This is a genomic window from Actinacidiphila sp. bgisy167 (genome assembly GCF_057707665.1).
The window spans coordinates 23,285-43,780 of the sequence record NZ_JBYIQP010000061.1; the positions used below are offsets into that span (position 1 = coordinate 23,285).

The 20,496-nt window shown below is 73.2% G+C and carries 19 protein-coding genes and 4 tRNA genes; 8 read left to right on the forward strand and 15 right to left on the reverse strand.

Annotated elements, in window-relative coordinates; translation table 11 throughout:
* Positions 1-29: 29 nt before the first annotated feature.
* Together AC3ET4_RS21740 and AC3ET4_RS21745 are read left to right on the forward strand one after the other, a co-directional pair.
* On the forward strand, positions 30-1,430 hold the full coding sequence (locus AC3ET4_RS21740) for a vWA domain-containing protein (RefSeq protein ID WP_431951907.1): 1,401 nt from the start codon (positions 30-32) through the stop codon (positions 1,428-1,430).
* On the forward strand, positions 1,427-3,283 hold the full coding sequence (locus AC3ET4_RS21745; protein WP_431951909.1) for an ATP-binding protein: 1,857 nt from the start codon (positions 1,427-1,429) through the stop codon (positions 3,281-3,283). The genes AC3ET4_RS21740 and AC3ET4_RS21745 overlap by 4 nt, the downstream gene beginning before the upstream one ends.
* Positions 3,284-3,429: 146 nt before the next feature.
* Here the strand turns inward: AC3ET4_RS21745 and AC3ET4_RS21750 are convergent, their stop codons facing one another.
* From AC3ET4_RS21750 to AC3ET4_RS21780, 7 genes are all read right to left on the reverse strand, one after another.
* Positions 3,430-4,608 (reverse strand): leucine-rich repeat domain-containing protein, encoded by a 1,179-nt coding sequence (locus AC3ET4_RS21750; RefSeq protein WP_431951911.1) that lies wholly within the window; start codon positions 4,606-4,608, stop codon positions 3,430-3,432.
* A gap of 1 nt (position 4,609) precedes the next feature.
* Positions 4,610-5,971 (reverse strand): SDR family NAD(P)-dependent oxidoreductase, encoded by a 1,362-nt coding sequence (locus AC3ET4_RS21755; protein ID WP_431951913.1) that lies wholly within the window; start codon positions 5,969-5,971, stop codon positions 4,610-4,612.
* Positions 5,972-6,093: 122 nt separating this feature from the next.
* A tRNA-OTHER gene (locus AC3ET4_RS21760) sits at positions 6,094-6,166 on the reverse strand.
* Between the two features lie 20 nt (positions 6,167-6,186).
* Positions 6,187-6,259, reverse strand: a tRNA-Arg gene (locus tag AC3ET4_RS21765).
* Positions 6,260-6,272: 13 nt separating this feature from the next.
* Positions 6,273-6,345: transfer RNA gene (locus AC3ET4_RS21770), tRNA-Ser, on the reverse strand.
* Positions 6,346-6,425: 80 nt separating this feature from the next.
* Positions 6,426-6,629 (reverse strand): hypothetical protein, encoded by a 204-nt coding sequence (locus AC3ET4_RS21775; protein ID WP_431951915.1) that lies wholly within the window; start codon positions 6,627-6,629, stop codon positions 6,426-6,428.
* 81 nt (positions 6,630-6,710) lie between these two features.
* Positions 6,711-7,346, reverse strand: coding sequence for a DUF4291 domain-containing protein (locus AC3ET4_RS21780; RefSeq protein ID WP_431951917.1), 636 nt, complete (start codon positions 7,344-7,346; stop codon positions 6,711-6,713).
* Positions 7,347-7,524: 178 nt separating this feature from the next.
* On the opposite strand from AC3ET4_RS21780, the gene AC3ET4_RS21785 reads away from it, so the two are divergent.
* Both AC3ET4_RS21785 and AC3ET4_RS21790 read left to right on the forward strand, forming a co-directional pair.
* Positions 7,525-8,670, forward strand: a complete 1,146-nt coding sequence (locus AC3ET4_RS21785; RefSeq protein WP_431951919.1) for an inorganic phosphate transporter — start codon at positions 7,525-7,527, stop codon at positions 8,668-8,670.
* Between the two features lie 19 nt (positions 8,671-8,689).
* Positions 8,690-8,923, forward strand: a complete 234-nt coding sequence (locus AC3ET4_RS21790; RefSeq protein WP_431951921.1) for a hypothetical protein — start codon at positions 8,690-8,692, stop codon at positions 8,921-8,923.
* A 68-nt stretch (positions 8,924-8,991) separates the two neighbouring features.
* Here the strand turns inward: AC3ET4_RS21790 and AC3ET4_RS21795 are convergent, their stop codons facing one another.
* The 3 genes from AC3ET4_RS21795 to AC3ET4_RS21805 form a co-directional block, all read right to left on the reverse strand.
* Positions 8,992-10,425, reverse strand: a complete 1,434-nt coding sequence (locus AC3ET4_RS21795) for an FAD-binding protein (protein WP_431951923.1) — start codon at positions 10,423-10,425, stop codon at positions 8,992-8,994.
* A gap of 211 nt (positions 10,426-10,636) precedes the next feature.
* Positions 10,637-11,854 carry a hypothetical protein gene (locus AC3ET4_RS21800; protein ID WP_431951925.1) on the reverse strand — a complete coding sequence of 406 codons (1,218 nt, stop codon included), beginning with the start codon at positions 11,852-11,854 and terminating at the stop codon, positions 10,637-10,639.
* Between the two features lie 66 nt (positions 11,855-11,920).
* Positions 11,921-12,445: a SigE family RNA polymerase sigma factor gene (locus tag AC3ET4_RS21805; RefSeq protein WP_431951927.1), complete on the reverse strand. Its 525-nt coding sequence runs from the start codon at positions 12,443-12,445 to the stop codon at positions 11,921-11,923.
* A gap of 154 nt (positions 12,446-12,599) precedes the next feature.
* On the opposite strand from AC3ET4_RS21805, the gene AC3ET4_RS21810 reads away from it, so the two are divergent.
* On the forward strand, positions 12,600-12,863 hold the full coding sequence (locus AC3ET4_RS21810; protein ID WP_431951929.1) for a DUF6343 family protein: 264 nt from the start codon (positions 12,600-12,602) through the stop codon (positions 12,861-12,863).
* A 73-nt stretch (positions 12,864-12,936) separates the two neighbouring features.
* On the opposite strand, the gene AC3ET4_RS21815 is transcribed toward AC3ET4_RS21810, so the two are convergent.
* A tRNA-Met gene (locus tag AC3ET4_RS21815) sits at positions 12,937-13,010 on the reverse strand.
* Positions 13,011-13,534: 524 nt separating this feature from the next.
* Here AC3ET4_RS21815 and AC3ET4_RS21820 point away from each other — a divergent pair.
* Entirely contained in the window at positions 13,535-15,148 is a 1,614-nt protein-coding gene (locus tag AC3ET4_RS21820; protein WP_431951931.1) for an ABC-F family ATP-binding cassette domain-containing protein, read from the forward strand.
* Between the two features lie 82 nt (positions 15,149-15,230).
* Here AC3ET4_RS21820 and AC3ET4_RS21825 read toward each other — a convergent pair whose 3' ends face one another.
* Positions 15,231-15,860 (reverse strand): hypothetical protein, encoded by a 630-nt coding sequence (locus tag AC3ET4_RS21825; RefSeq protein ID WP_431951933.1) that lies wholly within the window; start codon positions 15,858-15,860, stop codon positions 15,231-15,233.
* A gap of 206 nt (positions 15,861-16,066) precedes the next feature.
* Here AC3ET4_RS21825 and AC3ET4_RS21830 point away from each other — a divergent pair, with 206 nt between their 5' ends.
* Positions 16,067-17,596, forward strand: a complete 1,530-nt coding sequence (locus AC3ET4_RS21830; RefSeq protein ID WP_431951935.1) for a helix-turn-helix domain-containing protein — start codon at positions 16,067-16,069, stop codon at positions 17,594-17,596.
* Positions 17,597-17,606: 10 nt separating this feature from the next.
* On the opposite strand, the gene AC3ET4_RS21835 is transcribed toward AC3ET4_RS21830, so the two are convergent.
* The 3 genes from AC3ET4_RS21835 to AC3ET4_RS21845 all read right to left on the reverse strand — a co-directional run bounded on the left by AC3ET4_RS21835 (position 17,607) and on the right by AC3ET4_RS21845 (position 19,741).
* Entirely contained in the window at positions 17,607-17,807 is a 201-nt protein-coding gene (locus AC3ET4_RS21835; RefSeq protein ID WP_431951937.1) for a hypothetical protein, read from the reverse strand.
* 229 nt (positions 17,808-18,036) lie between these two features.
* Positions 18,037-18,831, reverse strand: a complete 795-nt coding sequence (locus AC3ET4_RS21840; protein ID WP_431951939.1) for an ABC transporter ATP-binding protein — start codon at positions 18,829-18,831, stop codon at positions 18,037-18,039.
* Positions 18,824-19,741: an ABC transporter permease gene (locus AC3ET4_RS21845; RefSeq protein WP_431951941.1), complete on the reverse strand. Its 918-nt coding sequence runs from the start codon at positions 19,739-19,741 to the stop codon at positions 18,824-18,826. The genes AC3ET4_RS21840 and AC3ET4_RS21845 overlap by 8 nt, the downstream gene beginning before the upstream one ends.
* Positions 19,742-19,888: 147 nt before the next feature.
* On the opposite strand from AC3ET4_RS21845, the gene AC3ET4_RS21850 reads away from it, so the two are divergent.
* On the forward strand, positions 19,889-20,496 hold a 608-nt coding region (locus tag AC3ET4_RS21850), incomplete at its 3' end, for a TetR/AcrR family transcriptional regulator (RefSeq protein ID WP_431951943.1).

Consider the following 20,496-nt stretch of genomic DNA (forward strand, 5'->3'; position numbering starts at 1 on the left):
GGATCCGGACCTGGGAATGGGGGGCTGACATGGGATTCGACGAGCGGTCACGACGACCCGTGGTCGATCTCGCCGACCGGCGGGCGCTGGAGCGGTGGCGTCCGGCGGATCCGGACGTCGTGGCGGAGGCGGAGCGGCTGAAGGAGGCCGCACTGCTCGACTTCGGGCTGACCGAGTCGGCGATCGCCTCCTGGCTGTACGCCAAGTGCCCGCACCAGATCCCGACCACGGCCGTGGACACCGCGGCGGTGGTGGCCTCGGGGGACGGCTCGGTGCTGCTGCTGTACAACCCCGCCTTCTTCGTCGACCTCGGGCTGGAGGGGGTCACGTTCGTCCTCTTCCACGAGGCCCGGCATCTGGTGCACCGGCATCTGCTCGCGGAGCCGGCGCTGCGGGACGACCCGGTCTTCACCACCGCGGCGGAGGTGTCCATCAACCATGTGGCACTGGTCCGCCTCCGGCGGGAGAGGATGCCGCTGCGGGACGGCCGGCCGACCGGGGTCGACCCGCGCGAAATCCACGCCGCGTACGAGCGGGATCTGGCGGAGCAGGGGTTGACGCCCCTTCCCTACCCGGAGTTCGTCGAGACCGACATGGGCGTCTACACCGAGCTCAAGCGGATGAAGCACCCGCCGGTGCCCCCGGCCTCACTGTGCGTGCACCTCGCGGGCGAGGGCGTGCCGGGCGACCAGGCGACGATCGACGCGCTGGTCTCCTCGTCCCTGCTCAACTCGCTGCTGGCCGCGCGGCGCGGGCACACCGGAGCCGAGCGGGAACTACTCGACCTCATGGGCCGCACCGAGGGCGCCTCGGAGCGCACGGCCCGGCTGTGGGGCCGGCTGGGCGCCGGAACGCTGCGGGGCGAGGCGGCCAGGACGGGTCGGGTGGACTGGTGGCAGCGGTGGCTGGTCGACGTGGTCGCCTCGAAGCTGCGGGAGGGCGAGCGGCTGGTCTACCCGAAGAAGCGGGGTGCGCTGCTGGCGGCGCTCGGACACGGCCCCGTGCTGTCGCGGCGCGGCCCGGTCCGCGACAAGGTCCTGGTCATCGCCTACGACACCTCCGGGTCCATGCCGGACTCCGTGGTCGATTGGCTGACCGAACTCGTCGGGCGGATCGACGGCGTGGAGGCGCACTGGCTCTCCTTCGACGGCGTGGTGATGCCCTTCGCCCCCGGTGAGCGGGTGTACGGGGGCGGGGGCACGAGTTTCCAGACGGTCTGCGATTACGTGGAGGGGCGTACGGAGGTCCAGGGCCGGCGCTTCGAGGAGCGTCCCGACGCGGTGATCGTGTTGACGGACGGCTACGCCCCGCACATCACGCCGCGGGATCCCGACGCATGGATATGGCTGATCACCGAGGGCGGCGACGACTGGCCCGACGCCCATGACCCTCCTATGGCCTGCCACCGCGTCACGACAGGAGCGAGATGACCACCACCGCGACGACCGCCACGGCCGGCCCCCGGCCCTGGCGACCCAACGCCACCTATCCGCAGCCGCCCGAGGGCCGCCATGAGGCCTCCCGGTTGGAGTCGTTCATCGACGCGATGATCGACATGGGGCAGACCGGACAGGTCTTCGGCGAGCACGGCATCGGCAAGACGTCGACGTTCTTCTCGCACGTCGCCGAGGCCCATCCGTACGCCGAACTGGTCTATGTGCCGGCCGCCAACCTCACCCCGGACGACCTCCTGGTGGGCGCCCCGGTCCGAGATCCGCACACGGGCGAACTGGTGCTGCGCCAGCTGGTGATGAGCCAGCTTCGCCCGGGGCGGTCGTTCGTGCTGCTCATCGACGACTCGCTGCAGGCCGGCGAGACGATCCAGTCGCAGCTCATGCAGATCGCCTGCAACTGGACGCTTGGCGAGTACGACCTGCGGGAGCTGGGCTGCATCGGGGTGTTCCTCAGCGACAACGAGTCGCTGTCCGAGACGGCCGCACGCCGTGGCGACCTGGCAGTCCTCGACCGCATGGTCACCATACGCGTGACCGCCGGCGACACGGCGTGGCGGCGCAAGCTGGCGGAGAAGTACCGGGAGTGGGATCTGAACGGGGTCTTCGCCCTGTGGGCGTCGCTCGGTCCCGCGGTGCGCGAGTTGCTCTCCCCGCGCACCGTGGACCACGTCCTCGCCAACGCCCGGGAGGGCTTCCCGCTGCGCTGGGGGCTGCCGTTGGTCAACGGCGAGCGGCTGCGGCTGGCCGAGCCCCGGCCGGACGGCAGCCCGGGCCAGAACCGGACGGCGGAGATCCTGGACCGGATCGCCGCGGAGCTCGGGGTGCCCAATCCGGCCACCGTGCCGGACCCGGTGCGCTCGGTGGTGCGGGCGGCGCTGCGCAACCGGTGGTCGGTGCTGCTCCAGGGGCCGCCCGGCTGCGGCAAGACCGAGGTGGTGCGCGAGACGCTGCGGCAGGGGCTGGGCCGGGACCCGCTGTACTTCTCGCTGCCGGTCACCAACGTCGAGGACCTGTGCGCGCCCGTCCCCGACCGGGACGGCTCGCTGGACACCCTGCTGGCGCAGAAGTTCACCGGGAGCGAGCCGAAGGCGATCGTCTGGGACGAGTACAACCGGCCCAAGGACAAGGCCGCGTTCGCCAAGCTGATGGAGATCACCCAGGAGTGGTCGCTGGCCGGGCGCCCGATCGAGAATCTGCGCGCCCAGATAGCGGTGCAGAACCCGCCCTACCATCTGGGCCGACGGCTGATGGTGTCCCGCAACAACATCGCCCAGGCGACCCGCTTCACTGCCTCGCTCACCGTCGAGCCGGGCGACATCCCCGCCAACGAGTGGCTGATCGCGCGCTACGGCGGCCTCGCCGAGACGGTGTTGGAGTGGTGGAAGCACGACATGGACGAGGACGGCCGCGCATGGATCACCAAGCGCACCATCGAGCGGCTGATCAAGCTGCACCAGCGGGGTCTGCCGCTGGAGATGGCCACCGTCTACCTGGGCGACGGCGAGTACGCCCCCGTGCCGCTGACCGCCCTGGTCGACCGACTGGCGAACCGCTCGGTGACCGGGCTTCGCGAGCTGGCCCGGGACGTGGACGCCTGGGAGGCCCGGCTGAGACGTGCCCGGGAGGAGTCCGAGGAGGGCGACAACGAGACCGACGTCGTCCACCAGGTGATCGCCAACGCCGAGCTGTCGCAGCTCAAGCGGCACCGCAAGGCGGTCACCCGGCTGGTCGCGCTCTTGCCGCCCAAGCTGCGCTCGACGTATCTGGTGGGGGCCTCGGAGCAGGTGCAGCGCTTCTGGATCGAGACCTTCGCCGCCATGCCTCGCTGATCAGCGCGGCGTGCGGTGGACACTGCGCACGGCGGCCACGTCCGCCGGAAGGGCCGGCGGCGGCAGGTGCGCCCTGAGCGCGTCAAGCCGCCTCCGGACAGGCGCAGCGCTTCTGGATCGAGACCTTCGCCGCCAAGCCGCGCTGATCAGCGCGGCATGCGGTGGACACTGCGCACGGCGGCCACGTCCGCCGGAAGGGCCGGCGGCGGCAGGTGCGCGCTGAGCGCGTCAAGCCGCCTCCGGATACTGGTCGCGATGCCCTTGCCGAGCACATAGCGGGTCGCCGTCGCGGCCGCCGGAGCGGCATCGAGCAGACGGTGCGCCTCGCGGCTGCGCATCCCCGTGTGGGCCAGCACGAGATGGGTCAGCCGGTGCGGCGCCGCGCTCAGTGCCGCGGCCATCGCCTCGGCCGCGTCGGCGTCGACCCGGTTGTCCGCGGCGCCCAGTGTCCGGGCGGCCTTGACCCGTCCCAGGTCCAGGAGTTCCACACCCGCGGCCGTCGCAGCGGCGACCAGGCGGGCGCAGGCCGCCGGCCCGATGCCGTTGCTGGCCACGGAGAGCCGGGTGAGCCGGCCGTGCGGGGTTCGGGCGAGGGCCTCGGCGAGCAGGAGGGCGCCCTCGTCGCCGAGGCGGGCGGCGGACACATACAGCTCGGCCACCGCTCCGGTCGTGATGAGGCTCGTCAGGCAGGCCGCACCGGCTGTGCCGAGGGTGTTGCCGCCGACGAACAGCCGCTCCACGGCCCGTCCCGAGCGGGCGGCCGCGACGAGCGCGTCGGCCAGCACGGCGAGGCCCGCCGGGTCGAGTCCGGTCTGCACCAGATCCAGGGTGCGCAACGACCGGGCCGCCTCGACGAGTCCGGCGCCGGCCTCGCCCGCGCCGCCGCCGAGCGGGTTGCGCTTCAGCCAGACCCCGGTGACCGCCTGGGGCGAGGCCCGCAGGTGGTCGGCGATGCGGCAGGCGCCGCCCGCCGTGATGCCGTTGTAGCCGAGGTAGAGCGTCTCGACTCCGGTGTCGCGGGTGCGTTCGGCGACGGCGGCGGCACCCGCATCGCCCAGCCCGTCGGTGCCGAGCAGCAGATGGCGTACGGAGCCGGTGGCGGGGGCCTGGCGCAGGGCCTCGGCGACCGCCGCCGCGCCCTCCGGGCCCAGCGCCTGCTTGCACAGGTCGAGGCGCCCGTCGGGCAGGGCGGTCCCGGCCGGGAAGTCCCGGCGTTCGGCCACCCCCTCCCCTCCGCGCAGCCAGCCCAGCAGCGGCTCGAGATCGGCGGCCGGGCGGGGCACGATCTCGGGGACACCCGCGTACGGCGGCCGGTCGTCCGTCATGTCACCACTCGGCTTCCTGGTAGTCCTTGAGGAAGACGCCGGATACCGGGTGTCCGGCCTCTCCGCGCACGATCGGGTCGTAGATGCGGGCCGCGCCGTCCACGACGTCCAGTGGGGTGCGGAAGCCCTGGCCGGCCAGCCGGCTCTTCTTCGGCAGCGGGTTCTCGTCGGTGATCCAGCCGGTGTCGACGCTGCACATGTGGACGCCTTGCGCGGCGAGCGCGGGGCCGCTGGTGCGGGTCAGCATGTTCAGGGCGGCCTTGGCCATGTTGGTGTGCGGATGGCCGGCGGTCTTGTTGCGCACGGCGAAGCGCCCCTCGACGGCGGTGACGTTGACGATGTAGCGGCGCGGCCGCGGGGAGGCGAGCAGCAGGGGCAGCAGGCGGTCGCAGAGCAGTGCGGGGGCGAGGGAGTTGACGAGCTGGGTCTCCAGCACCTCGGCCGGGTCGAGTCCGCCGAGCTCCGCCGACCAGGAGTTCTCGGGGGCGGTGTCCGGCAGCAGCCCGGCCTCGTCGGTCTCGGTCAGCACGAGTTCAGCGGTGGGCCCGGCGGCGGCCGGCAGCGCGTGGACGGTGCCGAAGCCGGGCGCGGTGAGCACGGCGACGGGTGGCCGGCCGGCGGCCAGCGGCGCGCGTTCTCCGGCGATGAGGGCCGCGTACGACTCGGGGGGCCGCCGAACCGTCTGGGCGGCATTGTTGACCAGGATGTCGAGGGGCTCGCCGTTCGCGCGGAGCCGTTCGCACAGACCGACGACCTGGCGGGGGTCCCGCAGGTCGACGGCGACGACGGTGAGTCGGTGCAGCCACCCTTCACTGCCGGGCGCCTCGGTGAAGCGGCGCAGCGTGTCCTGCGGGAAGCGACTGGTGACCAGGAGTTCCGCCCCGTCCCGCAGCATCATCAGGGCCAGCTGGAAGCCGATCTTGACGCGGCCGCCCGTCAGCAGCGCGCGCCGGCCGGCGAGGTCGGTGCGCGCTCCCCGGCGGGCGGTGTTGTCCCCGGCGCAGTCGGGGCAGAGCAGGTGGTAGAAGGCGTCCGCCCGCCGGTAGGGGGACTTGCACACGTAGCAGCGGCGGGGCCTGGCGAACTCCCCTGCCGCGCCGCCCTCCGGGGCGTCGTCGAGGGGAGCGTCCTCCCGGCGCTCCCGTGCGCCGGTCGCGGTGGCGGCCACGACCTCCGCGTCCGCAGCGGCACGGTCCTCACGACGGGTCTTCCTGCGCCGCAGCCGCCCGTCACGCGCGAAGGAGGCGGCCACCTGTTCGGCGCGCAGCCGTACCGGGTCGTCGACGGGCAGTTCGCGCAGTTTGCCGACCACCGTGTCGAAGGCCGCGAGTTCCGCCTCCGTGATGTCGCCCGTCTCCCCCATGATCCCCACTGGTGTCTACCGCTGATGCGAGGGGGTGATCCGGCCGGACGCGACCCGGCCTGTCCGACCGCGCGGAGCCGGCACGCCTGCCGCCGCGCCACGGACCCGTACTTCCCCGGCTGCCCGGACGGCCGGATACGAACCGGCGTGATCCCTCCGTGAGGGGAGGGGCGCCTGCCTCTGCGCTACATCCGGGCATTGCGATGATCCTATCGGGGGCCCGGCCGGATTCGAACCGGCGTATCCGCCTTGTAGGAAGCGGGGGGTCTGCCTCTGCCCTACGGGCCCGTGTGTCCCGCTGCCCGGACGACCGGATTCGAACCGGCGTGATCCGCCTGAGCAAGGCGGTGCGTCTGCCGCTGCGCTACGCCCGGGCATGACGGTGATCGTACCGTCGCCGAGGATCCCGTCACAGGCAGGCCCCATCGGCCGATCGACGAGGGGAATCGGGCGTTCACGTGCACGGCACACCCCCGGTATCGATCCCCTTCTCCGAACGCGAAAGGCGAGGAAGACCGCCTGTCGCGGTCGAGGAATCTCCTGGCGTGAGAGCGTCCTCAAGGCCGTCCGGAAGGTCGTCGTCTTCCTCTTCCCCGACGCGGGCGACGGCGGCCGTCCACCCGCCGTCGACCCCGAGCTCGAGGACCCCCAGCTCCATGAGCACACTCCGTCGGCGCCCGGCGCCCGGCCCTCTGGATGCACGTCCCCCCGACCAGGGAGGCACCCGCCCCGAAGCGGCTCACCGCGGCGCCGGACGGCCGCTGAGTCCCGGCCTCGCACCGATCACGGCGGCGGTCGCGGCGTCCAGCGGATAGGGCCGATCCGGCGGCAGCAGCGCGGCGGCCGCCTCGCGGTCGCCGGAGCGCACGAGCTCGTGGACGCGGTGGGCGAGGGCGGTGACGTCCCGGATCCGGACGATCCAGTGGTCGGCGTAGTCGCGGGTCGCCCCGCCGGTCAGCCCGAGCTGCAGCGAACGGTACGGCAGCGCACGCAGCGAGAGGTCGCGCTCCGGGTCCCACTGGACGCGGACCTGCGCGGTCCGCACGCGCTCGGCCCACGTCTCGCGGTCGGGGTACACCGAGCGGTCGAAGTGCGACAGGCAGGCCTCGCGAAGCGCCGAGTCGAAGCCGTCACGGGTGATCTCGAGGGCGAGCACCCGCTCCTGGCCCTCCTTCCGTCCCCAGCCGCTGCGGTACATCATCCAGAGGAAGGACGGCTTGATCCACGTCATCCGGGAGCGGCTCCAGCTCTCGGGGAAACGGCCGTGGCGCACGGCATGATCACCTATTTCCGGGCGGTACGCCTGATAGACCGTCACGGTGTCGTCGGTGTGCACGGCCCGGATCATGCGGTACGGCGTCTCGCTGCTCTCCATGATGCGCGCATCCTGCCCTCCACGGCCCCCTTGCTGCGACAGGATTTCCAGCGGAACCGCCCCCGCGAAAAGCCTCCCCTGCACTCCACCTCCACCTCGCCTACCCTGGAATCCCGAGCCGACACCACCTACTACCAGGGGCCCGGTGAAGCGGACCGCACCCGTCGGGAGGTATCCGGTGGGATCCGTCACCTTTCTCATCGTCATCGTCATCATCACGGCTCTCGCCTTCGACTTCACCAACGGGTTCCACGACACGGCCAACTCGATGGCCACGTCGATCGCCACGGGCGCGCTCGCGCCCCGGGTGGCCGTGGCGGTGGCGGGAGTGCTGAACCTGCTGGGCGCGTTCCTGTCCACGGAAGTCGCCCGCACCATCTCCGACGGCATCGTCGACGACGCCAAGGTGTCGGCTGCGATGATCTTCGGCGGGCTGGTGGGGGCGATCATCTGGAACCTCGCGACCTGGCTGCTCGGTCTGCCCTCCAGTTCCTCGCACGCCCTGTTCGGCGGGCTCATCGGAGCGGTCTGGGTGGGCGCGGGCGCGGGCGCGGTCAACACCGGCGAGGTTCTGGAGAAGATCGTGATCCCCGCCGTCGCCTCGCCCCTCGTGGCCTGCCTGGTGGCGATGCTGTCCACCTATCTCGCCTATGTGATCACCAGACGGACCCGGGGCGACGTCGCGAAGCGCGGCTTCCGGGCCGGGCAGGTGGGCTCGGCCTCGCTCGTGGCGCTCGCCCACGGCACCAACGACGCACAGAAGACGATGGGGGTCATCACCCTGACGCTCATCTCGGGAGGACTGCTCGCTCCCGGGACGGGTCCGCCGTGGTGGGTGGTGCTGAGCGCCGGGCTGGCCATCGCGCTCGGCACCTACGTGGGCGGCTGGCGGATCATCCGCACCATGGGCAAGGGACTGACCCACATCGACTCCCCGCAGGGCTTCGCCGCCGAGAGCAGCGCCACCTCCGTGATCCTCGCGTCCTCGCATCTGGGTTTCGCCCTGTCCACCACCCAGGTCTGCACCGGCAGCATCCTGGGGGCGGGCCTGGGCCGCAGGCTCGCGCAGGTGCGCTGGGGGGTGGCCGGGCGGATCGCCCTGTCCTGGGTGCTGACGCTCCCCGCGGCGGCCGCGGTGGGCGGCGTGGCGGCCTGGGTCGCGGACCACGGCGACGTGGGTGTGGGGCTCGTGGCGGGTGTGGCGCTGGTCGCCGCCGCGGGCTTCTACCTCCTGTCGCGGCGCCGGCCGGTGACCCCCGACAACGTCAACGACACGCGGGCGAGTGTGCCGGAGCCGAGCGCCGCCGGCCAGCCGGCAGGGTGACGGTGAGGAGCGGACCCGGATGGAGATCAAGTGGGGCAACCTGGGCGCGGTGCTGGGGGTCAGCCTCGGCATCACGATCACCGTCGTGCTGATGTTCTCGCTGGGCATCGTCGCGTGGGGCCGCGCCGGGGGCCCGCGCGGCGGGCAGCCGCGTGACGGCTCGGAGAAGGCGGCCCTGGTCGTGGCGGTCCTGTGCTTCGCGGCGTGCCTGGCGGTGGCGGCGTACGGGATCGACCTGATCATCCCGGGCTGAGGCGGGTGGCGTGGCACGCCGCCGCCGGTCCCGGCCGCGAGCGCGGCGCGCGTCCCGGGCGTCCCGCCTCAGAAGATTCCCTGACCGGGGACGAGGATCCCCCGGGGGTCGTAGCGCCGCCGGGCCGCCGCCAGCGCGGGCCACGCGGACCCGAAGTGGGTTCGCCAGTCCGCGCGGCTGAAAGGGATGGAGCCGACCGGGTACTGCGTGCCGCCGACCGCCCTCGCGGCCTCGGACGCGGCACGGTTGGCGGCCAGGAGGCGGTCGACGGTCGCGGTGTCCTGCGGCGGGGTGGTGCGCAGGACGGCGAGCAGGTACGGAACCGGATCCCGGCCCGCCCGCAGCAGGGGCCGGCGCAGGCGCTCCCGTAGCAGCGGGTAGAGCAGCACGACCCCGGGGCCGAGGTCGTCGGGCGTGAGGGCGTCGAGGATGCGCCCGGCGACGGCGGCCGCCTTGGCGCCGGGGATGAGCAGGTTGAGCCAGGGGTGGGCGAAGTTCCACAGTCCGGCGGCCTTGAGCGCAGCCACCGAGGCGGCGAGCCGGTCGAGGAAGTCGACATAGCCGAGGCTCTCGACCTGTGCGCCCGCGGCGTCGTGGCGCAGCCCCGCCAGCAGCGCGGCGTCGTCGGGATCGGCGTCGTAGGAGACGGCCTCCAGCACATAGGAGCGGAACGCGCCGTCGGCGTCCGGCTGGACCTGGCCCTCGACGTAGTCGAACCGGCCGTCGGTGACCAGCAGTCGCTGGTCGGCGAGGAAGGTGCCGAGGTCGTGGTACGGCAGCAGGTAGTGCCGGACCGTCGTCGGGGCCGGCACCAGGCGCAGGGTCGCCGCGACGATGACGGCGCATTGGCCGAGGCCCGCGAGCACCGCCTCGAACAGGTCCTGGTGGCGCGACGGTGAGCAGCGCACGAGCTCACCCGCGCCGGTGACCACCTGCAGTTCGGTGACGTTGTCGACCTGCGCGCCGTGGCGGTGGCTCTGCCCGCCGAGCCCTCCCACGGACAGGGTGCCGCCGACGGAGAGTTCGAGGTAGTCGGTGAAGACGGGCGGGGTGAGCCCGTGCGCCAGAGTGGCCCGCGTGACGTCGCTCCACTTGGCGCCGGCGCCGACCGTGACGGTACGGCTGTGCGCCGCGACCGGGCCGATCCGCGCCAGGGGCGCAGTCTCGACGACCAGCCCCCCGTCGACCTGCGCCTGCCCGTACGTCCCGTGCCCCTGACCGCGCGGCGCCGCCTTCAGACCGTGCCGGTTGCAGAAGCGCACCATGGCGACGACGTCCTCCACCGACCCCGGGCGCAGTACCGCGGCCGGCCTGCGGTGCACGATGTGCCCGTAGTCGTCCGCGGCGGCGCCGAGCGAGGCGTCGTCCGTGAGCAGCGTCCCGTCCAGGCGGGGCAGCCCCACCAGCCCGCGGTCCGTCCGCTCCGCGGTGGTCGCCGCCGCGGCCCAGCTTCTGCCGACCGGGTCGAATCCGACGACGACGGCGCCCGCGGCTGTGGCCACCGCGCCCAACATCGCACGCCTGGACGGGAGTCGGGACATGTGCGCTCCCCCTGAACGGGTCGGTGGGCCGTACAGCAGTCCTCGGATTCTAGGCCCGCCGTCCCCCGGCCGACGGCGACTCGGGGAATCCCGTGGAGCCGCCCGGCGGGCGGGCCGGCCGCGTAGTGGTCGCGGCGTGCGGCCGTCCGGGCGCGTCATGCACCGCCCGTCGTCATCCGAGCTCCTTCCACCGGGGGTCGGTCGCCGCCTTCACGAGTGCGTCCATGCTGAGGGCGGGTGCGGTGCGGGTGGGAGGCCGGTGGTAGCCGCCGGAGTTGAGTTCCCCGATGACGACGCGCAGCCCGTCGGGCCGGAACGTGTCGGCCGTCCACCGCTGGATCCCCGCTCCGCCCTTGTCGCCCGGCCCCTTGCGAGCGTCCACCTCGGTGCCGTCCGGCAGGGTGGTGGGGTTCTCGAAGCGCAGGGCGCCGGCCTCCTCCGGCCTCCACCGCTGGACGTTGACCTCGACGAGGGTCGCTCCACGGCCGTCGTCCACGGTGATGTGGGCGTAGCCGTCCTCTCCGACCAGCTCGGTGATCTTCAGGCCCGGCGGCATGACGGCCTTGAGGCGTTCGAGGATCTCCCCTCCGCTCGGCTCGCCGGTGCCGGGCTGCTCGGGCGGGGCCGACGGGTCGGGGAGGGTGGCGAGCAGAGGCTTCCACTCCGGCGCGCGCACGAGGGCGGCGAGCCGCGCCTCGTTCAACGGCGGCTCGTCCCGGGTGGTGGGCTCCCCCTTCTGCGCGGGCGCGTTCCACTCCTGGACCTCGATCTGCAGGCCCTCCAGGGTGGTCAGGACGGCCCGCCAGTTCCTGGGGCCCTCGCGTTCGTCCTGGTACTCCCACGTCTTGACCACGACCAGCACCGATCCGTCCCGGGATTCCGTGCGCGTGCAGGCACTGCCCTCCCTCATCATGGCGAGATCGGGACACCGCGCCTCCTCCGGACCGGTCGCGGCGCGGCTGAGGCCGACGGCGATCGTCGACGCGCCGTGCCCGTCGTCCCACACGACCTCGGCCCTGGGGAACATGTCCACCCCTGGCCGCGTACCCGCGGCGTGCCCGCTGATGATCCTGCCCTTGGGGAGCAAACCCGCGAAGAGGGCGAGCATCTTGCGGTCGGAGGCCGTCTCGGGGCCCCAGCCGCGGTCGGTGTCCGTGTCCGCGACCGTCGCCGCGGCGCCGGTGCTCCGCACGCCCTCACCCGGGGCGACCAGGGCCGCGCCCACCCCCAGGGCCGCCACGGCGGCCGCGCTGCCGGCGAAGGCCACCGCCCGGCGGCGGCGGGTCCGGCGGCCCCGGGCGAGGCCGGCCGCGGCCAGGGCGCGGCTGTCGGTGCTGAAGCCGTCGCCGGTGCGCCGCAGCGCGGCGCCGAGCTCGTCTTCGAAGGGCATGGGTGGACCACCGTCCTGAGAAGTAGGGGAAGCGGAAGCGCGAGGGGAAGCGAAGGCGTGGCGGGATCAGGGGGAGGGGACCCGTTCGGCGAGACTGTCGCCGAGCAGGTCGCGGAGCCTGGCAAGGGCCCGGACCGACCGGGTGCGCACAGCGCTGGAACTGACCCGCATCGCGTCGGCGGTCTCTTCGACGCTCCGGTCCTCCCAGTAACGCAGGATGACGACCGCGCGGTCCTTGGGCGCCAGGCGGGCGAGGGCGTCGAGGAGGGTGAGCCGCAGCAGCGCGGTGTCGCTGTCGGTGCCGTCGTGGCCCGCGGGGACATCAGGGAGCGCCGCGGTGGGCGACTCGCCGCTGCTGCGCCGCCGTCTGTGGCTGAGGAAGGTGCGGACGAGCACGGTCTGGGCGTAGCCGGCCGGGTTGCCGACCGTGGCGATGCGCCGCCAGGTGACGTACATCGTGCCGAGGGTCTCCTGCACGAGGTCCTCGGCGAGATGGGTGTCACCGCCGGTGAGCAGGCACGCGGAGCGGAAGAGGTGAGCCGCGCGGGTCCCCGCGAAGTCCAGGAAGTCCTTCGTACGATCCTCGTGCACGCCCCGCCCCAACCTCGTCCGGTGTCCCTTTCACCTCACTGACGTCGTGGGCGACGGAAATGTTGCACCGTCCCGGTCAGCGGGGGCGTCGACGCCGCCGGGTCATGGGACGCGCGGTACCGGGTACGAGAAGAACGAGGAGGTTTCCATGCATATGGCACGTTCTGGGAATGAGCCGCTTCGAGCGCGCAGCGCGCTGCGGGCGCGGTTCGCGCTCGCGGCCTTCGGCCTGGTCTGGGCGATCGCGGGAACCGTGCTCTTCATCAGCCTCGGACAGACCGGGTGGGCCGTCTTCTTCGGGCTGCTGGCACTCGCCACGGCCGTCGACCTGTTCGTGATCGTCCGGCGCATCCGCCAGGGTCCGCACTGGCAGCCGGGACGCGACGTCCCGCCCTACGAACCGCTCCACAAACGCTGAGCACGGAGGGAAGCCATGCTCGGCGGGGAAAGACCGAGGGCCCGGTGCGTGCGCACCGGGCCCTCGGTTTCAGTAGCGGGGACAGGATTTGAACCTGCGACCTCTGGGTTATGAGCCCAGCGAGCTACCGAGCTGCTCCACCCCGCGTCGTTGAACACCACCCTACGGGGTGCCGACGCCAGGACCAAATCCATTTTCCTCAGGTCTCCGCCGGCCGGTCTCCCCGGGCCCTGTGGGGCCTTCGCCGGGGACGCCGAACGGCACCGCGAGGCGAGGCGCCGCACCGACCGCCGGTCACTGCGCAGGGGCGGAGCCGATCAGCTGCGCCTGCCGGGCAGCGCCGCGCTCGGGGCGACGGCGACGGCACCGCCGTCCGGCGCGCCCGCGGTCGGACCTGGGACGCCCCGGTGGCGGACCGCTCCGCGAGCGGGCCCGGTAAACGCGTTGCCGGGGGCCCGGTCGCGGCGTACCTTCTGCCCCGGCCCTGCAATCGTCTGTAAGGAGAAGGCCGTTGCTCTTCTGAGGTCCGGGACACCGTGCCCGCGGCGCCGAACCGGCGTCCGCGCGGGCCAGTGTGCGACCTCGGCCGTGAGCAGCCGCCTCAGCGCAGCGCCCGCCTTCGGTGTCCCCGTGTGCCGACCACCGTCAGTCACGAGCACCCGGAGGACCACATGGGACATCCCACCCTCTCCATCACCTGCACCGACCTCTCCTTCGCCTGGCCGGACGGCACCGCCGTCCTCGACGGCTTCCAGTTCTCGACCGGCCCCGGCCGCACCGGTCTGATCGGACTCAACGGCTCGGGGAAGTCGACCCTGTTGCGGCTCGTCGCAGGCGAACTCGCCCCCGTCGACGGGTCCGTGCGCGTCAGCGGCGAGATCGGCTATCTGCCGCAGGACGTCGTCCTCGACACCGCCCTGCGGGTGGACGAGGCCCTGGGCATCGCGGACGCGCGGGCCGCCCTGCACGCCATCGAGGCCGGCGACGTGCGGGAGGAGCACTTCGCGGCGGTCGGCGACGACTGGGACGTGGAGGAGCGGGCGCGCGCCGAGCTGGACGCCCTCGGGCTGGGCCATGTCGGCCTCGACCGGGTCGTCGGCGAACTGTCCGGCGGCGAGTGCGTCCTGCTGCGGCTGGCGGCCCTGCTGCTGCGCCGTCCTGGCGTGCTCCTGCTCGACGAGCCGACCAACAACCTCGACCTGGAGGCCAGGCGGCGGCTCCATGAGGCCGTCGCGGGCTGGAACGGCGTGCTGGTGGTCGTCTCCCACGACCGCGAACTGCTCCGCCACGTCGACCGGATCGCCGAGCTGCGCGACAGCGGCGTCCGCTGGTACGGGGGCGACATCGACGCCTACGAGGAGGTCCTGGCCGCCGAGCAGGACGCCGCCGAGCGCATGCTGCGCGTCGCGGAGTCCGATGTCCGTCGGCAGAAGCGGGAACTGGCGGACGCCCACGTCACACTGGCCCGCCGGCAGCGGTACGGGCAGAAGATGTACGACTCCAAGCGGGAGCCGCGCGCCGTGATGAAGCTGCGCAAGCGCAGTGCCCAGGTCTCGGCGGGCAAGCACCGCGTCCTGCACACCGAGCGGCTGGCGGAGGCGAAGGAGCGGCTGGACGAGGCCGCCTGCGCGGTGCGGGACGACGACGAGATCCGCGTCGACCTGCCGCACACGGCGGTCCCGGCCGGTCGCACGGTGCTGACGCTGCGTTCCTTGCGGACGGCGTACGGGGCGCCGGCCGGGGACCTGGACCTGCACGGCCCGGAGCGGATCGCGCTGGTCGGCCGGAACGGCGCCGGGAAGACGACGCTGCTGCGGACGATCGCCGGCGGACTCCTCCCGGCGGAGGGCGAGGTGGCGGTGCACGTGCCGCTGCGCTTCCTGCCGCAGCGGCTGGACGTCCTGGACGACGGGCTGTCGGTCGCGGCCAACGTGGCGCGGTTCGCCCCGGAGGCGACGGGCAACCGGATCCGCGCGTCGCTGGCCCGCTTCCTGTTCCGCGGCGGGCGGGCCGACCAGGCGGTGGGCTCGCTGTCGGGCGGGGAGCGCTTCCGGGCGTCGCTCGCGGCGCTGATGCTGGCCCAGCCGGCGCCGCAACTGCTGCTGCTGGACGAGCCGACGAACAGCCTGGACACGGCGAGCGTGCGGCAGTTGACGACGGCGCTGGCGTCCTACGAGGGGGCACTGGTCGTGGCGAGCCACGACCTTGCCTTCCTGCGGACCATCGGCGTCACGCGCTGGCTGCGGCTCGACGCCGGGGGGCTGACCCGCGTCGATCCGCTGTGACGGGTGCGGCGCCGCTCCCGGCGGCGGGGCTCCCCCCTGGTGCCCCGCCGCCGGTGTCCCACGGACCGCCCGTGCGCCGGCGTCAGCGGTACAGCTTGTTCACGGCGGTCCATGTGGTCTTCTTGAAGGCCTTCAGCGGGATCTGCTCCAGGGTTCCCATCTGACCCCACTCGACGACGGTGACGGTGCGGCCGTCACGGCCGATGCCGTAGAGCCGGACGTTGTGCTCGGACTCGGGGGGCGCCACGTGTACGCCGTAGACGTGTGCGCCCTCCTCCACGGCGAGGCGGCCGTAGCTCTTCCAGTCGGCCTCCGAGCCCGGGTGCTGCTCCAGGAACCGAGCGGCGCAGCCCCGCACGGACGCGCGGAGCTCGGCGGCGAGGTCGCGTGCCGCCTTGGTGTTCTTGGCCGTGAAGGTGACCTGCTGCGCGTTGGTGTCCAGGTCGGTCCAGAACGTGCGGTGGGAGACGCCCTTGCGGGGCAGGCCGCGCAGGGCGCAGGCGGCGCCGCTCTCGGGCAGGCCGGTCTGGACCTGGTCGGCGTACCAGGGCGAGTAGGGGTAGGGCGGCAGTTCCTTCGGCGCGAGGAACCTCGGCGCCTTGCCGGGCGCGGCGGTGGCCCCCGCCTCGGCGGAGCCGGCGGCGAGGAGCGAGGTGGCGGCGACCGTGGACAGCGCGGTCACCGCGGCGCGGCGGATGATGGTGCGGTTCAAGGTGCTTCCCCCGTGGTCGGATCGTGGAGTCGGCCGTCGCCGAGCGGCGGCGGTGCTGTGTCCAGCCTGCGCGGCGCCGTCACGACCCGGCAACAGCCGCGGCCTCTTCCGGGACGCCGGAACGGTTGCGCGTACCCTGGCCTGGGGAGGCATGAGCGCCCTGGAACGGGCGACCGGGACACGGGAAGACGTCGGGGGCACGGGACATGGGTGGTACGGCGGCGGGAAGCGAGCACTTCGCCAGGGGCTTACGCGAGCTGAAGGAGCGTTCGGGGCTGAGCTACGGTCAGCTGGCGACCCGGCTGCACGTCAGCACGTCGACACTGCACCGCTACTGCAACGGTGACGCGGTGCCGACGGACTACGCGGTCGTGGAGAGACTGGCACGGCTGTGCGGCGCGGGGCGGGAGGAACTGGTCGAGCTGCACCGCCGGTGGGTGCTCGCCGACGCGGTCCGCCGGGTGGGCAACCGCGGTGGCGGCGCGGCCGGTCCGGAGCCCGGCGAACAGCCCGACCGCGACCGGGAGCGCGCCGCTGGCAGCGGCACCCGGATCGCGCCCGCCGGAAGGATGCCTGCCGGAAGGATGCCTGCCGGCCCCGCGCACCTGCCGGACCCCGAAACCGCACCGGACCCCGAGATCGCACCGGAGGCGACGCGGACCGCGGCGGCTCCCGCGCCCGCGGCGACGACACCGTCCGCGCCGCCGAAAGCGACGCCGACCGCGCCGCCGAAGGCGCCCGCCGAACTCGAGCCGGTCGGCGCCGTACCGCCGCCGCGACGGCCGCGGTCCTGGCGCCGCCGCGTGTCCCGGCCCGCGGTCGCCGGGTCGGTGGCCGCGCTGGTACTCACCGGGGTCACGATGGCGGTGACCGACAGCACCGGCAGCGAGGGCCTGCGGGGGCGCGCCTCCCCCTCCTCCCCGGCCCGCCTTCCCGCGCACTCCGCGCGCTCTGACGCGTCGGTGAGCGCGCCCGCCCCGTCGGGCGGCACGGGCACGGTCCCGGCGTCACCAGGGACGTCCCCCTCCGGGCGAGCCCCGTCCACCGAACCGTCGGGCCAGGCCACACCCAGCGTTCCGCGTTCACCGGACGGCGGTACGCCCGCCCGGCCCCCGGCGCCGGCGCAGCCGCTGGTGTGGAGCGTGCGCTCGCACGTCTGGCAGAACGGCTGCAGCCACCGCTACCTCATCGACCGCCCGCCCTCGGCCGTCCCTCCCCCGCCGGTCTCCCAGGACGCGCGGGCCTGGGCGGCCGCCCTGGGTGCCGTGCACGGCGCCACGACCATCGTCGAGGCCACGATCAGCGCGAAGGGGGCGGCCCCGGTGGTCGTCCAGGCCCTGCACATCCGTGTCCCCGACCGCCGGGAGCCGCTGCGCTGGTCCTCGTACTCGATGGACAACGGCTGCGGCGGAGCGCTGACGCCCGCCGAGTACGCGGTGGACCTCGACGCCGCCCGTCCGCAGGCGCAGCCGCGGGACGGCAGCGACAGCGAGCACACCCTCCCCGCGGTCCGTCTCCCCTACCAGGTCACCGCATCGGACCCGCTGGTGCTCAGGGTGCACGCCCGAACGGTGCACTGCGACTGCGACTGGTACCTGGAACTGGAGTGGAGCGCCGGCGGCCGGTCGGACACGGTCCGCATCGACGACGGCGGGCGCCCCTTCCGCACCAGTGGCGTGAAGGGCCGCCCCGAGTACAACTACTGGTCCCCGGGGGACGGCTGGACCCGGAGCTGAGCCCTCCGGGTCAGAGGCCGAACGGCCGGAGGAAACCCGTGTGCGCGGTGACGAGCACGACCAGCACCATCAGGTCCGTCGCGCCCGGCACCAGGCCGGCGAGCGCCCGCACGGGACGGCGGGTGCCCCGGACCAGCGCGACGCCGCCGAGGATCAGGGCCGAGGGGCCGAGCACCATGGTGAAGGCCGGCAGGCCGATCAGGCCCAGCACGAAGGCGGCGGCACCGGACCGTTCCGCCGCCCTGCTCCACCGCCTTGGCGGTGGCGTCGGCGTCGGCTGTCCGGAAGTACAGCGTCCAGGAGGGCCGCATGCCCTCCTCGCTGAGCTGCCCGTAGGCGGCCACGGTCCTCCCGCCGAGGCGGAAGAGGCCGTAGCCGCCGGCCTCCGGTCCGAGGGGCTGCGCCACCCCGGTCGAAGAGCCCGCTCGCGCCGGGCGGCGTCACTTCCCCTGGGTGAACGCGTCGTAGGCCTTGAGCACCTCGTCCGTCGGGCCGTCCATCCGCAGCGTGCCGTGCTCGAGCCAGATGGCGCGGTCGCAGGTGTCGCGGATCGACTTGTTGTTGTGGCTGACCAGGAAGACCGTGCCGGCCTCCTTGCGCAGCTCCCGGATCCGGGCCTCGGAACGCTTCTGGAAGGAGCGGTCACCCGTCGCGAGCGCCTCGTCGATCATCAGCACGTCATGGCTCTTCGCCGCGGCGATCGAGAACCGCAGACGCGCCGCCATACCCGAGGAGTACGTCCGCATCGGCAACGAGATGAAGTCGCCCTTCTCGTTGATCCCCGAGAAGTCCACGATCTCCTGGTACCGCTGCCGCACCTCCTCCTGCGACATACCCATCGCCAGACCGCCGAGCATGACGTTGCGCTCACCGGTCAGGTCGTTCATCAGCGCGGCGTTCACCCCGAGCAGCGACGGCTGCCCCTGGGTGTAGACCTTGCCGCTCTCCGCCGGCAGCAGCCCCGCGACCGCCTTGAGCAGGGTGGACTTGCCGGAGCCGTTGGAGCCGATGAGCCCGATGGACTCGCCCCGGTGGGCGGTGAAGCTCACCCCGCGCACGGCGTGCACCGTGCGGACGTTGGGGTTGCCCTTGCGCCGGACCAGCCGCGACAGCGCGTTGACCGCGGTGCCGCGTCCGGTGCCCGCGCCGTGCACCCGGTAGACGATGTGCAGGTCGTCCACGATCACGGTGGGGACGCGCTCGCCGCCCGGGGTGGTGTCGCTGCGCTCAGCCACGGCCGTACCTCTCCTCAGCCTTCCAGAACCACACGAAGCCCCCGACGCCCATGACCAGCGCCCAGCCCAGGGCGACCGCCCAGACGTGCGGGGGAAGCTGCGCGGAGGTGAAACTGTCGATCAGCGCGAAGCGCATCAGGTCGATGTAGACCGCCGCCGGGTTCAGATCAAGGGCGATCTTGACCGCGGTCGGCGCGTGGGACGCGAAATGGCTGATGCTGTACATGACACCGGACGCGTACATCCAGGTACGCAGGATGAACGGCATCAGCTGCGCCAGGTCGGTCATCTTGCTGCCGAGCCGGGCCATCACCAGCGCCAGGCCCGCGTTGAAGACGCACTGCAGGACCAGCGCGGGCACCACGAGGAGCCAGGACGGCCCGGGCACCTCGCCGGTCATCAGCACGATGGTGGCGAGGACGAGCATCGACATCAGCAGTTGCTGCAGCTGCATGATCGTCTGGGCGATCGGCAGGCTGGCGCGGGGGAAGTGCAAGGCCCGCACCAGGCCGAGGTTGCCCGAGATGGCGCGGACGCCCGCGAGCACCGAGGACTGGGTGAAGGTGAAGATGAAGACGCCGGTGACGAGGAACGCGATGTAGTTGTCGACACCGCGGTCCGTGTTCAGCAGCAGGCCGAAGATGAAGTAGTAGACGGCCGCGTTGAGCAGCGGCGTCAGCACCTGCCACAGCTGTCCCAGCCGGGCCTGGGTGTACTGCGCCGACACCCGGGCGGTGGCGTACGCGGTGATGAAGTGGCGGCGTCCCCACAGCTGCCGCACATAGGCGGCCAGCCCGGGACGGGCTCCGCTGACCGTGAGGCCGTGCCGGGCCGCCAGCTCTGCGGGGGACGGCGCCGGAGCGCCGGGCGGCGCGGGCGCCGCTGAGGAGGACTCGATGTCAAGGCTCACGAGGGGGGCGCTTCCGTTCGGGGGTGATGCGCAAGGGGGGCGGTTGTGCACCGGCGGAACGAGACCGTATCGTCGTTACCGGGACGTTAGACCACCTGGGCGCTGGAACGCAACCGTTCCGTCCCGTCGTCGCGTAGGCTACCGGACATGGCACCGGACACCGCACCCCCAAGACGCCCGCCCGCCGGGGCGGCAGTGCTCCGCGACGAGGTCACGGAGGCGATCCGCGCCGCCGTCTTCGCGGAGCTCGCAGCGGTCGGGTACGGCCGGATGTCCATCGAGGGCATCGCACGGCGTGCGGGCGTCGGCAAGGCCGCGGTCTACCGGCGCTGGCGCTCCAAGCTGCCGCTCGTCCTCGACGTGGTCTCCGCCGTCGCCGCCCTGGGCGTCCCGGCACCCGCCACGGGCAGCCTGCTGGGCGACATCCGGATGCTGCTGGAGATCACGGCGCGGGCGCTGCGGCACCCGTTCGCCTCGCAGATCATCCCCGACCTGCTGGCGGAGGCCTCCCGCAACCCGGAGATCGCCGAGACCCTGCAGGCCGCGCTGCGCGACACCCAGCGCGGCATCGCCGAGGCCATCGTCGAAGCCGCCGTGGAACGCGGCGAACTCGCCGCCGGCACCGACTGCGACCTCGCCCTCGACCTCATCGCCGGCCCCCTCTACTGGCGGCTCGTCGTCCTCCGCATCCCGCTCACCCCCCGCTACCTCGACCGCCTCGCCGCCGCGACGACCGCCGCCCTGGCCGCCTCGGC

Excerpts from the sequence above, each read along its gene's own strand:
- AC3ET4_RS21740 (WP_431951907.1), top strand. The coding sequence starts at position 30 with ATGGGATTCGACGAGCGGTCACGACGACCCGTGGTCGATCTCGCCGAC.
- AC3ET4_RS21745 (WP_431951909.1), top strand. The coding sequence starts at position 1,427 with ATGACCACCACCGCGACGACCGCCACGGCCGGCCCCCGGCCCTGGCGA.
- AC3ET4_RS21750 (WP_431951911.1), bottom strand. The coding sequence starts at position 4,608 with ATGACGGACGACCGGCCGCCGTACGCGGGTGTCCCCGAGATCGTGCCC.
- AC3ET4_RS21755 (WP_431951913.1), bottom strand. The coding sequence starts at position 5,971 with ATGGGGGAGACGGGCGACATCACGGAGGCGGAACTCGCGGCCTTCGAC.
- AC3ET4_RS21775 (WP_431951915.1), bottom strand. The coding sequence starts at position 6,629 with ATGGAGCTGGGGGTCCTCGAGCTCGGGGTCGACGGCGGGTGGACGGCC.
- AC3ET4_RS21780 (WP_431951917.1), bottom strand. The coding sequence starts at position 7,346 with ATGGAGAGCAGCGAGACGCCGTACCGCATGATCCGGGCCGTGCACACC.
- AC3ET4_RS21790 (WP_431951921.1), top strand. The coding sequence starts at position 8,690 with ATGGAGATCAAGTGGGGCAACCTGGGCGCGGTGCTGGGGGTCAGCCTC.
- AC3ET4_RS21800 (WP_431951925.1), bottom strand. The coding sequence starts at position 11,854 with ATGCCCTTCGAAGACGAGCTCGGCGCCGCGCTGCGGCGCACCGGCGAC.
- AC3ET4_RS21810 (WP_431951929.1), top strand. The coding sequence starts at position 12,600 with ATGGCACGTTCTGGGAATGAGCCGCTTCGAGCGCGCAGCGCGCTGCGG.
- AC3ET4_RS21820 (WP_431951931.1), top strand. The coding sequence starts at position 13,535 with ATGGGACATCCCACCCTCTCCATCACCTGCACCGACCTCTCCTTCGCC.
- AC3ET4_RS21830 (WP_431951935.1), top strand. The coding sequence starts at position 16,067 with ATGGGTGGTACGGCGGCGGGAAGCGAGCACTTCGCCAGGGGCTTACGC.